9 protein-coding genes and 1 riboswitch are annotated in these 12,212 nt (G+C 68.8%); of the genes, 7 read left to right on the top strand and 2 right to left on the bottom strand.

What is annotated here, in order from left to right; translation table 11 throughout:
• Positions 1-264: 264 nt before the first annotated feature.
• Positions 265-2,478, top strand: coding sequence for a glycoside hydrolase family 9 protein (locus ACIRG5_RS00730; RefSeq protein WP_402898077.1), 2,214 nt, complete (start codon positions 265-267; stop codon positions 2,476-2,478).
• Between the two features lie 93 nt (positions 2,479-2,571).
• Entirely contained in the window at positions 2,572-3,516 is a 945-nt protein-coding gene (locus tag ACIRG5_RS00725; RefSeq protein WP_402898075.1) for a glycoside hydrolase family 6 protein, read from the top strand.
• Here the strand turns inward: ACIRG5_RS00725 and ACIRG5_RS00720 are convergent.
• Positions 3,476-4,483, bottom strand: coding sequence for a helix-turn-helix transcriptional regulator (locus ACIRG5_RS00720; protein ID WP_402898072.1), 1,008 nt, complete (start codon positions 4,481-4,483; stop codon positions 3,476-3,478). The two genes, ACIRG5_RS00725 and ACIRG5_RS00720, sit on opposite strands and share 41 nt — an antisense overlap.
• Positions 4,484-4,545: 62 nt before the next feature.
• Between ACIRG5_RS00720 and ACIRG5_RS00715 the strand changes: the two genes are divergently transcribed.
• The gene (locus ACIRG5_RS00715; RefSeq protein ID WP_402898069.1) at positions 4,546-4,944 is read left to right on the top strand and encodes a VOC family protein; all 399 of its coding nucleotides are present in this window, start codon (positions 4,546-4,548) and stop codon (positions 4,942-4,944) included.
• A 7-nt stretch (positions 4,945-4,951) separates the two neighbouring features.
• Here ACIRG5_RS00715 and ACIRG5_RS00710 read toward each other — a convergent pair whose 3' ends face one another.
• Entirely contained in the window at positions 4,952-6,388 is a 1,437-nt protein-coding gene (locus tag ACIRG5_RS00710) for an FAD-dependent monooxygenase (protein WP_402898066.1), read from the bottom strand.
• A 105-nt stretch (positions 6,389-6,493) separates the two neighbouring features.
• Between ACIRG5_RS00710 and ACIRG5_RS00705 the strand changes: the two genes are divergently transcribed.
• The 4 genes from ACIRG5_RS00705 (at position 6,494) to ACIRG5_RS00690 (ending at position 12,147) form a co-directional block, all read left to right on the top strand.
• Positions 6,494-7,099: a GntR family transcriptional regulator gene (locus ACIRG5_RS00705; protein WP_402898063.1), complete on the top strand. Its 606-nt coding sequence runs from the start codon at positions 6,494-6,496 to the stop codon at positions 7,097-7,099.
• A gap of 47 nt (positions 7,100-7,146) precedes the next feature.
• Positions 7,147-7,361: riboswitch (cobalamin riboswitch) on the top strand.
• A gap of 110 nt (positions 7,362-7,471) precedes the next feature.
• A complete protein-coding gene (locus ACIRG5_RS00700; protein WP_402898060.1) occupies positions 7,472-9,835 on the top strand; it encodes a ribonucleoside-diphosphate reductase subunit alpha in 2,364 nt (787 codons plus the stop codon).
• A complete protein-coding gene (locus ACIRG5_RS00695; protein WP_245822242.1) occupies positions 9,832-10,860 on the top strand; it encodes a ribonucleotide-diphosphate reductase subunit beta in 1,029 nt (342 codons plus the stop codon). The genes ACIRG5_RS00700 and ACIRG5_RS00695 overlap by 4 nt, the downstream gene beginning before the upstream one ends.
• Before the next feature lie 153 nt (positions 10,861-11,013).
• Entirely contained in the window at positions 11,014-12,147 is a 1,134-nt protein-coding gene (locus ACIRG5_RS00690) for a glutamate--cysteine ligase (RefSeq protein ID WP_402900819.1), read from the top strand.
• Positions 12,148-12,212: the final 65 nt, after the last annotated feature.

Below are 12,212 nucleotides of genomic sequence, written 5' to 3'. Positions count from 1 at the left end.
ATTTGGCCGTCTGACAGACCACTGGAACACCGTTCACCTGCTGCGACGCTGCGGCTTCGGCCGGTGCGCGCCCACCGGGATCGGGGGAAACTGTGAGCGCTTACAGGACTGTAACCACGAGGCCATCCGGATGTGAAGAGGTAGCGCCGGTCACATTTCGATGACGCGGGATCGTTGACACGCGGGGTCGGGTGGGTGAACATTCGCCTCGACGCTGCGGTCGCGCCGGGAGACAGTCGACCTCGAGAGGCCCCCGGTATGTCCGTGAAGACCAGGCTGGTGGCAACCGGCCTTCCGTTCGTCCTGATCGCCACGATCGCGGCACCCGCGACCGCGGCCGAGCCCTATGAGCGCGTGCTCAACGGCAAGTTCGACAGTGTGAAGACCCCGTGGTGGAGCAGCGGAATCGCTCCGTCCACAGTGGCCGGCGGCAGGCTGTGCGCGCAGATCCCCGGCGGCACCGCGAACCCGTGGACGGCGATGATCGGCCAGAACGACATCCCGCTGGAGGCCGGTCAGCCCTACACGCTGCGCTTCACCGCGACCGCTTCCCGGAGCGTCACGGTGCGGGCGGCGGTGGCTCTGTCCGTCGCGCCGAACACCACGATCCTGAACAAGGCCGCCGCACTCACCGGTACTCCCAAGACGTTCGAGTTCACCGGTACGTCCACAGTGGCCACTCGCACCGGCGGCCAGGTCGCGATCCAGGCTGGTGGCGCGTCGGCTGAGCCGTACACGCTGTGCATCGACGACGTGTCGCTGACCGGCGGCGTCATCCCGCCCGGTGGTGGCTGGGACTACGGCTCACCGGTGCGCACGAACCAGCACGCCTACCCGACGGCGGGCACCAAGCGCGCGTCGATCGTGAACAGCTCCACCACGCCGGTCGACTGGCAGCTGCGCGACGCCGCGGGAGCCGTCGTCCAGGCCGGGAAAACGCAGGTCAAGGGCGACGACGCGATGACGCGCGACCACGTGCACATCGCCGACTTCTCGGCCTACAAGAAGGCTGGAAGCGGTTACAGGCTGACGGTCGGCGACCAGAGCAGCTACCCGTTCGACATCGCCGACAAGCCCTATGACCAGCTCCGACGGGACTCGCTGGCGTACTTCTACCACAACCGCAGCGGCATCCCGATCGAGGCGAAGTACGTGGGTGAGGCGTACGCGCGCCCCGCTGGACACGTTGGTGTGGCGCCGAACCAGGGCGACGTGTCGGTGCCGTGCCTGCCGGGGGAGTGCGACTACTCGCTCGACGTGAGCGGCGGCTGGTACGACGCGGGCGACCACGGCAAGTACGTCGTCAACGGCGCCCTCGCCGCGTGGCAGCTCATGGACACCTACGAGCGGTCGCTCTACACGCTCGACGTCGAAGGCTTCCGGGACGGCCTGCTGTCCATCCCCGAGCAGGACAACCACCGGCCCGACGTGCTCGACGAGGCGCGGTGGGAGATGGAGTTCCTGCTGAAGATGCAGGTCCCGGCGGGCGAACCGCTCGCGGGCATGGTTCACCACAAGATCCACGACCTGGCCTGGACCGGTCACCCGATGCTGCCCGGCAACGACCCGCAGCCGCGGTACCTGCACGCCTCGTCGACGGCCGCCACCCTGAACCTCGCCGCCGCCGGTGCCCAGTGCGCCCGCGTCTACAAGCTCTGGGACCGCGCGTTCTCCGACAAGTGCCTCGCCGCGGCCGAGACCGCCTGGAAGGCCGCCCTGGCCAACCCGGCCAAGTACGCCCCGAAAGAGGACGGCGTCGGCGGTGGCGCCTACGACGACACCAACGTGACCGACGAGTTCTCGTGGGCCGCGGCCGAGCTCTACGGGACGACCGGCAAGCGCGAGTACCTGAACAAGGTCACCACGAAGCTCACCTCGGCCGGGTTCTCCTGGAAGGACACCGGCGGCCTCGCCGACCTCACGATCCTCCGGCTCCCGCTGCAGTTCCCGCTGGACCGCGTGATCACCGCCCGCGCGCGGGTGATCAACGTCGCAGACGGCCACCTGCGCGACCTGAGGTCGCAGGGCTACCCCAACCCGTCCAAGCCCGCGGACGGCCTGTACGCCTGGGGCTCGACCAGCGCGACGCTCACCGCGTCGATGATCATGGCGATGGCCTACGACACGACGCTGAACCGCAAGTACAGCGACGCGGCGCTGGAGTCGATGGACTACCTGCTCGGCCGCAACGGCCTGAACCAGTCGTTCGTCAGCGGCTACGGCGAGAAGGCCAGCAGGAACCAGCACCACCGGCACTGGGCCAACCAGGTCGACGCCAGGATGCCGAACCCGCCCGCCGGGTCGCTCGCCGGCGGCCCCAACTCGGGCCTGCAGGACCCGGTGGCACAGCAGAACCTGCCGGGCTGCGCGCCCGCGAAGTGCTACCTCGACGAACTCGGGTCGTGGTCCACGAACGAGGTCGCCATCAACTGGAACTCGGCCCTGGCCTGGGTCGCGGCGTTCGCCGACACCCGCTGACCGTCCCGTCCACGAGAACTCCCGCCGCTCGCCCCGCGCACTGCCGGGCGGGCGGCGGGTGAGAGGAAGAGTCCATCCGAGAGGAGATCCACAGTGCGGTGGATTGCCCGTTCGACGATCGCGGTCTGCGCGGTCCTGCTGCTGTCCCCGGCCACCCCTGCCACAGCAGCCAGCCCGCTCGACCTGACCAGCGGTTTCTACGTCAATCCCAACTCCGCGCCCGCCACTTGGGCCCGGAACAACCCGAGTGACTCCAGGTCCGCGCGGATCCAGACCGCGATCGGCTCCCGGCCGATCGCGCGCTGGTTCGGCAACGACTCCACCATCGGCTCGACCGTGGCCAACTACGCGGGCGCGGCCGACGGCCGGGACGAACTCCCCGTCCTGGTCGCCTACAACATCCCCAACAGGGACGCCTGCGGTGGCCACTCCGGTGGTGGCGCCGGAAGTGCCGGCGCGTACCGGACCTGGATCTCGGGCTTCGCGGCCGGGATCGGGACCAAGCCCGCGGTGGTGATCATCGAACCGGACGCGCTCGCCGCCTACGACTGCCTGACGGCGGCGCAGCGGACGGAGATGGCGGGCCTGCTCAAGTACGCCACCGAGCAGCTCAAGGCCAAGGCCCCCAACACGTACGCGTACCTCGACGGCGGCAACGCCGGCTGGGTGTCGCCGTCCACCATCGCGTACCGGCTGAACGAGGCCGGCGTGCGGAACGTGCGCGGGTTCTCGGTGAACGTGTCGAACTACTACACCACGAGCCAGTCGACGAGCTACGCCGGTCAGGTCAACGGTTTCCTCGGCTATCAGGCCGGATTCGTGGTGGACACCAGCCGCAACGGCAACGGGCGTGGTGACGGCTGGTGCAACCCGGCCGGTCGCAAGCTCGGTGTGGCGCCGCAGATCGGTGGCGGTGCCGACCTGTTGTTGTGGGTCAAGACACCGGGTGTGTCCGACGGCCCGTGCGGCATCGCGCCGACCACGCCGGCGGGCACGTTCAACCCCGATCTGGCCGTCCGGCTGATCGACGGCGTCTGACGACCTGGCGGCGCCGGGCGGAATCCCTGAGCCGGTCGGCCAGTGCCTCCACGAGGTCGCGCAACTCGTCCGGTCGCTCGATCACGAACGGCAGGTCGAGTGACGCGAGGACGCCGGGCAGCCAGTCGAGTCGTTCCACCCGCAGTTCGACGTGAGACCAGTCGGGTGCCGACTCGGTGATGATCGCGACGCTCGCGGGCAGCCGGGTGCGGATCTGTTCGGTCGTTCCCCGGATCCGCAGCGTCACCTCGTGCCGGTAAGCGGCGGTGGCGAGTCCACTGAGGACCCGCTCCGCCGCGTCGACTCCTTCTGGCGGGTCGAACGAGCCGGGCAACGTGCGTGCACTGGCGATGCGGTCCAGCCGGAACGTCCGGTCCTCGCCGATCGCGGGATCGGCGCCGGTCACGTACCACCGGCCCGAGTGGGCGACGAGCCCGTACGGGTGCAGCGTGCGTTCGCTGTGCCGGCCATCCCTTGCGGTGTAACGGATCGAGACCGGCCGACGGTGGCTCACCGCGTCGGCGATCGTGAGCAGGACGGTGGCGTCAGGTGCGGCGGGCTCACCTTCGGGCGCGGTGAAGGCGATCGAGCCGAGGACGGCGTCGAGCCTGCCGCCGAGCCGCTGCGGCAACACGCGCCTGATCTTCGCCGCCGCCGTCTCACCGGCTGTGTTCGTGGCCGTCGTCAAACCGGATCGGCGCCCCGCGACCAGGCCGAGCAGCACGGCGAGCGCTTCGTCGTCGTTCAGCATCAGCGGTGGCATGCGGTAGCCGGAAGCGAGGCGGTAGCCGCCGTAACGGCCGCGCACCGACTCGACGGGCACGTCGAGATCGACGAGGTGCTCGACGTACCGGCGCACGGTGCGCTCGTCCACGCCGAGCCGGTCGGCGAGTTCGGCGACGGTCCGGACGCCTCCCGACTGCAGGAGTTCCAGCAGGGTGAGGACGCGGGCGGTGGGCCTGGGCATGCCCGAAAGTATTCCGCAGATACCGGGCGGATTCTGTCCGGTATCGCTTCTAGCGTGCAGTCATGGACTTCATCTCGATCCGTGTCATCACCGGCGACGTCACCCGGCTCGTCGGCTTCTACGAGCGCGCCACGGGCCTGCGGGCGAACTGGGCGAGCGACGACTTCGCCGAGCTCAGCACCCGTTCGGGCACCCTCGCGATCGGCAGCACCCGCACCGTCGGCCTGTTCGCGCCCGGATCGGCGGAGCCGGGCGCGAACCGCAGCGTCATCATCGAGTTCCTCGTCGACGACGTGGACGCCGTGCGTGAGAACCTGACGAGCTTCGTGGAGGACGTCGTCACCGAACCCACCACGATGCCCTGGGGCAACCGCTCGTTGCTGTTCCGCGACCCCGACGGCAACCTCGTCAACTTCTTCACCCCGGTCACTGCGGCCGCCATCGAGAAGTTCGCGCGCTGACGGCTCGTCAGGAGGCGGTGAACGGCTTGCCGAACCAGCGGACGAGGTGGTCGTTCAGGTCCTGCTGGTCCTCGCCGATCCAGGCGACGTGCCCGTCCGGACGCAGCAGGACGGCCGGAACGTCCAGTGCCGCAACGGGATCCGTGAGGAGATCCACTCGGTCCGACCAGCCCTCGACGGCCAGACGTCCGGTGCGGTCGAGCAGGAGACCTCGCCCCTGGCCCATCCGGTCGTAGAGGCGGCCCTGGGCCAGGTCGGTGTCGGGCAGCCGGCGGCCGAGCAGGTCGGGGCCCTCGCCGAAGTCGTAGCGGATGCCGATCGCGGTGATCTTCTCGATCAGCCGCCGGTTCACCTCGTTGATGTCCATCAGTTCGGTGAGCAGCCTGCGCACGGCCTGCGCGCCCGGTTCGGGAGACGACAGCTGGACCTGGGCGCGGGTGTTGTCCAGGACGTCGGCGGCGACCGGATGACGTTCGGCGTGGTAGCTGTCCAGCAACGTCTCCGGCGCCCAGCCGCGGATCTGCGCGGCCAGCTTCCAGCCGAGGTTGACCGCGTCCTGCACACCCAGGTTCAGGCCCTGGCCACCGGCGGGCGGGTGGATGTGCGCCGCGTCGCCGGCGAGCAGCACCCGCCCGATCCGGTAGTGCTCGACCAATCGGGTGGAATCACCGAAACGGGACAACCAGCCCGGGGAGTGCGCGCCGAAATCGGTTCCGGCGACGGCGCGCAGTTCCCGCCGGAAATCATCGATGGTCGGCGGTTCCGCGCGATCCTCGGTGGCTTCCGAGCAGGGGACCACAACGCGATAAATCCCGTCCCCGAAATGTCCGAGGTGGAACACCTTGCTGGTTTCGCGGATCTCCGCCATCTTGGCGGCGATCTCGTCCTCCGGTGCGCCGAACTTCATCTCGCCCATCAGCGTGTCGTGCCGCGAGGGCTCACCTGGGAATCCGACGCCGAGAAGTTTGCGCACCGTGCTGCGGGCCCCGTCGCAGCCGACCAGGTACCGCGACCGGAGCCGCTCGCCATCGGCCAGTGCGACGGTCACGCCCTCGTCGTCCTGCTCGAACCCGATCACCGCGGCACCGCGCCGGACCTCGGCGCCCAGTGCGATCGCGTGGTCGGCGAGCAACTGCTCGGCGGTCGGCTGCTTGATGCCGAGCATGGTGGTGAACGTGGAGTCCAGGCCGTCGGGCGTGGGTGTGGGGATGGCGCCGAAGGCTCCGCCGACCGGGCGCTGCCTGCCGCGTTCCAGAAAGCGGTCCAGCAGTCCGCGCATCACCAGGATTTCCAGACTGCGAATGTGCAGACTGACAATGCGCACGAACGACGACGAGGGCTCCGGTTCCTTTTCGAGAACGAGCACCTGCACGTCGTGCAGCCGCAGTTCAGCGGCCAGCATCGCGCCGGTCGGACCGCATCCGGCAATGATCACATCGAACATGAACCACCCGTTCAGCCCCGGTATCGGCGGCCCAGTGTGGAGCTCCCCGGATCTGGCCGCAAGCGATATATGGTGAGCCGTGTATTCGCCGTGTATACAGGGATCGTGAGTCAAAGTCTCAAAGCCTATGAACAGCTGCGCGACGAGATCGTGGCGTGGGATCTGGCGCCGGGTGCGCACCTGAACGAGGTGCGTCTCGCCGAACGGCTCGGTGTCTCCCGCACGCCCCTCAGGGAGGCGATCCAGCGACTCGCGCGGGAGAACCTCGTGCGGATCACGCCGGGGCGCGGCGCGTTCGTCGCCGAGGTGGCGCTGAACGACGTGAGGCACTTGTTCCAGATGCGGGAGGCGTTGGAGACGTACGCGGTCAAGATGTGCGCTCGCGCCCACGACCGCTCCCGGTTCGCGCACCTGCACGCCGAGTTCGCCGGCGGCGACCCCGAGGAGTTGATCGAGCGGCTGGACGCGTTGATCGACGAGGCGGCCGGCAACCCCTACCTCGGCGAGGCGCTCGGCGCGTTGCGTGGACAGCTGCGACGGCTGCGGCAGGCGGCCCGCCGCTCGCCGGAACGCCTGGCGGTGACCATGCAGGAGTACGGCGTGATCTGTCAGGCGATCGCGGACGGGGAGGAGGACAGGGCCGCGCTGGCGATGTCGTTCCACATCCACAACAGCCTGCGCGCCCTGACCGACGTCCTCTGGGCCAACTGAGCGACACGCCCACTAGATGTAGTTGCTCGTGGCTCGACCGCGCCCATGTATTGTGCTCCGAAGCTGGTTCGGCCGATCCTCCAGATCGGTCGTCGCAAGAGGGAACCCGGTGTGAGTCCGGGACTGCCCCGCAGCGGTGAGTGGGAACGAAAGCCGTCAGAAAGCACTGGACATCGCGATGTCTGGGAAGCGACGGCCGGTAGGCGCCTGGCGACAGGCTCGCCCACGAGTCCGAAGACCTGCCAGCGCCCCGCACGTGCCTGCGTGCGGGTGTCCGCGGCCCCGAGGGAGGGCGGGAGGACGTGGCGGTCGCGCGCGCCCGTTCACTCCTCGCTGTCCCCGTGGCCACCCGAGCTCGCGAGGAGAGAGCTAGTGACGGCGGTCGACACGGTCACCACCACTATGCGCGTCAAGAAACGCAACGGTTCATTGGAACCCGTTGACCTGAACAAGATCGTGCGCGCGGTGGAGCGCTGCACGGTCGGTCTGCACGACGTCGACCCGTTGCGGGTCGCCACCAAGACGATCAGCGGTCTCTACGACGGCGCCACCACCGAGGAACTGGACCGGCTGTCGATCCAGACGGCAGCCGCGCTCGTGTCGGAGGAGCCCGAGTACTCCAAGCTCGCCGCCGGTCTGCTCGCGGCGTTCATCGAGAAGGAAGTGCGCCGCCAGGGCGTGATGTCCTTCAGCCAGAGCATCGCGCTCGGCCACGCCGAAGGCCTGATCGGCGACGCGACCGCGCAGTTCGTGGCCGCCAACGCCCGCAAGCTCGACGACGCGATCGACCTCGAAGGCGACCGGCGGTTCGAGTACTTCGGCCTGCGCACGGTCTACGACCGCTACCTGCTGCGCCACCCCGCGAAGCGTTCGGTGATCGAGCAGCCGCAGTACTGGCTGCTGCGCGTCGCGTGCGGTCTCTCGCAGACGGCGACCGAGGCGATCGACTTCTACCGGCTGATGTCGTCGCTGGCCTACCTGCCCAGCTCGCCGACGCTGTTCAACTCCGGCACCCAGCACACCCAGATGTCGTCGTGCTACCTGCTGGACTCACCGCGCGACGAGCTCGAGTCGATCTACGACCGCTACAAGCAGATCGCCAGGCTGTCGAAGTTCGCCGGCGGCATCGGCGTGCAGTGGTCGAGGGTCCGTTCGCGCGGTGCGCTGATCCGCGGCACGAACGGCCACTCCAACGGCATCGTGCCGTGGCTGCGCACGCTCGACGCGTCGGTCTCCGCGGTCAACCAGGGCGGCCGGCGCAAGGGCGCCGCCTGCGTGTACCTGGAGACGTGGCACCCGGACATCGAGGAGTTCCTGGAGCTGCGCGACAACACCGGTGAGGACGCGCGCCGCACGCACAACCTCAACCTGGCGAACTGGATCCCCGACGAGTTCATGCGCCGCGTCGAGGCGGACGCGGACTGGTCGCTGTTCGACCCGGACGAGATCCCCGAGCTGGTCGACCTGTGGGGCGACGAGTTCGACCGCGCCTACCGCGGCGCCGAGGAGGCCGGCCGCGCCGTCCGCACGGTCAAGGCTCGTGACCTTTATGGACGGATGATCCGCACGCTCGCCCAGACCGGCAACGGCTGGATGACGTTCAAGGACACCGCGAACCGCACGTGCAACCAGACCGCGTCGCCGTCGAACGTGGTGCACCTGTCCAACCTCTGCACGGAGATCCTGGAGGTCACCAGCGACGAGGAGACCGCGGTCTGCAACCTCGGCTCGGTCAACCTCGGTGCCCATGTCGATGACACCGCCGGTTCCGTCGACTGGGAGCGCCTGCGTTCCACGGTTCGCACGGCCGTCGTGTTCCTCGACCGCGTGATCGACATCAACTACTACCCGACCGAGCAGGCGGCGCGGTCCAACCCGCGCTGGCGCCCGGTGGGTCTCGGTGTCATGGGTCTGCAGGACGTGTTCTTCAAGCTGCGCCTGCCTTTCGACTCGCCGCAGGCCCGCGAGCTGTCGACGCGCATCGCCGAGGAGATCTACCTGACGGCGCTGGAGTCGTCGGCGGAGCTCGCCTCGTCCGCGGGTGCGCACCCGGCGTTCCGGGAAACCCGTGCAGCCAAGGGAGATCTGCAGCCCGACCTGTGGGGCGTCACGCCCACGCAGACCGAGCGCTGGAGTGCTCTGCGTGAACGCGTCAGCGAGCACGGCCTGCGGAACTCGCTGCTGATCGCGATCGCGCCGACCGCGACGATCGCCTCGATCGCCGGCTGCTTCGAGTGCATCGAGCCGCAGGTGTCGAACACGTTCAAGCGCGAGACGCTGTCCGGTGAGTTCCTGCAGATCAACTCCTACCTGGTGCGCGAGCTCAAGTCCCGCGGCCTGTGGACGGAGGCCGTGCGCAACCGGCTCAAGCAGGACGACGGCTCCGCTCAGGGCATCGCGGAACTGCCGGAGGACGTGCGGTCGTTGTTCCGCACGGCCTGGGAACTGCCGCAGAAGGCGCTGATCGAACTGGCCGCCGCGCGTGGCCCGTACGTCGACCAGAGCCAGTCACTGAACCTCTTCGTCGCCTCGCCGACGATCGGCAAGCTCTCCTCGATGTACCTCTACGCCTGGAAAGCCGGGCTCAAGACCACGTACTACCTGCGCTCCCGTCCGGCGACGCGCATCCAGCAGGCGACCACGACGACCACCACCACGGCGGTGCCCGTCGTGACGTCGGACGACGCCATCGCCTGCTCCCTGGAAAACCCCGAGTCCTGTGAGGCCTGCCAGTGACCACGCTTGCCAGCACCGCCCGTCAGAACGCCCTGCTCGACCCCGGCATGGACCTCACCCTGCGGCCGATGCGCTACCCGCTCTTCTACGAGCGTTTCCGTGACGCCATCAAGAACACGTGGACCGTCGAGGAAGTCGACCTGCACTCGGACCTCGCCGACCTGAACAAGCTGTCGGAGGCCGAGCGGCACCTCGTCAACCGGCTCGTCGCGTTCTTCGCGACCGGCGACACGATCGTCGCGAACAACCTCGTGCTCAACCTCTACGAGCACGTGAACGCGCCGGAGGCCCGGCTCTACCTGTCGCGGCAGCTGTTCGAGGAGGCCGTGCACGTCCAGTTCTACCTGACGCTGCTCGACACCTACCTGCCCGACGAGAACGACCGCATCGAGGCGTTCGCCGCCGTCGAGACGATTCCGTCGATCCGCGCCAAGGCCGAGTTCTGCTACAAGTGGATCGACTCGATCTCGGACCTCAAGCGGCTGGAGTCGCGGGAGGACCGCAGGTCGTTCCTGCTCAACCTGATCTGCTTCGCGGCGTGCATCGAGGGCCTGTTCTTCTACGGCGCCTTCGCCTACGTCTACTTCCTGCGTTCACGCGGCCTGCTGAACGGTCTCGCGTCGGGCACCAACTGGGTGTTCCGCGACGAGTCGATGCACATGGCGTTCGCGTTCGACGTCGTGGACACCGTGCGCCGCGAGGAGCCGGACCTGTTCGACGACTCCTTGTACGAGGAGGTCAAGCAGATGCTGCGCGAGGCCGTCGACGCCGAGGTGCAGTTCGCGGAGGACCTGCTCGGTGGCGGCGTCGCCGGCATGTCGGTGGCGGACATGCGGTCCTATTTGGAGCATGTCGCGGACCGGCGGCTGCAGGTGCTCGGCATCGAGCCGATCTACGGTTCCAAGAACCCGTTCGCGTTCATGGAGTTGCAGGACGTGCAGGAGCTGTCGAACTTCTTCGAGCGGCGGGTGTCGGCCTACCAGGTCGGTGTGACCGGCACGGTGGCGTTCGACGAGGACTTCTGAGTCGTGCGGCCAGCGGTGCCCCTGACCGGGAAGAGCCGGTCAGGGGCACCGCTGGCCGTTGGTGGGGTTTCCCCTGGTGGGAAAGGGGTATTCGCCGGTTCCCGGAATCCCCGGCGCGCAACCGCGCCCAGAGCAGGTTGGTGAGACGTGGAAATGGCGTCAGCGAAGGACGCGTGGAGTCCCACCCTCGGTGTCGAGGAGGAGTTCCTCCTGGTGGATGCGGCGACCGGCGTCGCCGTGAACCGTGCGGACGAGGTGGTCGCCGTCGCACGGGAACAGCTCGGCCTCGATCTGCAGCACGAACTGACCGGGGCGCAGGTGGAGATCAACACAACGGTGTGCGCCGACGCGGAGCAGGCTCACCGCGAGCTGCTCGACCTGCGTCGACTGGTGGCGCAGGCCGCGCGAACGGCGGGATGCCGGGCCATCGCAGTCGGGGCGCCGCCGCTGGGGCGCGCGACCGGTGAGATCACGGACAGCCTGCGGTTCCGGCGGATCGCCCGCGAGTTCGGTGCGCTCGCCGAGCAGCAGCTGATCTGCGGATGCCACGTCCACGTCGCCGTGCCCGACCGGGAGACGGCCGTGCAGGTGTGCAACCACGTGCGGCCCTGGTTGCCCGTGCTGTCGGCGGTGACCGCGAACTCGCCGTACTCCGACGGAGAGGACACGGGCTTCGCGAGCTGGCGTTCGACCATCTGGTCGCGTTGGCCGGTGTCCGGCCCGCCGCCGTTCTTCACCTCGTGGCAGCACTACGAAGAGGTCTCCGACACGATGATCAAGGCCGGCACGGCGCTGGACCGGGCGATGGTCTACTGGGACGTCCGCCCCGCCACCGACCTGCCGACCGTGGAGGTGCGGGTCGCGGACGTCGCGGCGACCGCGGACGAGGCGGTGCTGCTCGCGGCACTCGTTCGTGCCCTGGTCGCTCAGGCCGTGGTCGACGTGGAACGCGGTGTGCCGGCGCGGGACGTTCCACAGGAGACGTTGAGACAGGCGTGCTGGGGCGTGGCCAACGACGGCCTGCGGGGTGACACCTTCGACGTGCTGTCCGGCGAGACGCGGCCGGTGCGCGAGCAGCTGGACGACCTGGTGCGCAGCCTCACCCCTGTGCTGGAGTCCAACGGTGATCTGCCTGCGGTGCAACGAGGTCTGCGGCTGCTGGACGGCGACGGATGCGGTGCGGACCGGCAGCGCCAGGTGTTCCGCGGGGGCAGGGTGGAGTCGTTGCTCGGCCTGCTGGACGTCGACAACGCCGACCGCGCCGAGCCCGGCCAGAAGTGCTCGTGATCGACGATCGTCAGCGGTGCGTACGATCGCAGCAACTCGCCGTGGAGCGGGGCAGCAGAAGAGCG

It is taken from the genome of Lentzea sp. NPDC102401, assembly GCF_044765805.1.
In the GTDB taxonomy this organism is placed as follows: domain Bacteria; phylum Actinomycetota; class Actinomycetes; order Mycobacteriales; family Pseudonocardiaceae; genus Lentzea; species Lentzea sokolovensis.
Note: the sequence above shows the minus strand (reverse complement) of the source record. Positions and strands in the feature narration are given on the sequence as shown.

Bases quoted from the DNA above. Each gene is read 5' to 3' on its own strand.
- ACIRG5_RS00720 (WP_402898072.1), bottom strand. From the start codon at position 4,483: ATGCCCAGGCCCACCGCCCGCGTCCTCACCCTGCTGGAACTCCTGCAG.
- ACIRG5_RS00715 (WP_402898069.1), top strand. From the start codon at position 4,546: ATGGACTTCATCTCGATCCGTGTCATCACCGGCGACGTCACCCGGCTC.
- ACIRG5_RS00710 (WP_402898066.1), bottom strand. From the start codon at position 6,388: ATGTTCGATGTGATCATTGCCGGATGCGGTCCGACCGGCGCGATGCTG.
- ACIRG5_RS00690 (WP_402900819.1), top strand. From the start codon at position 11,014: ATGGCGTCAGCGAAGGACGCGTGGAGTCCCACCCTCGGTGTCGAGGAG.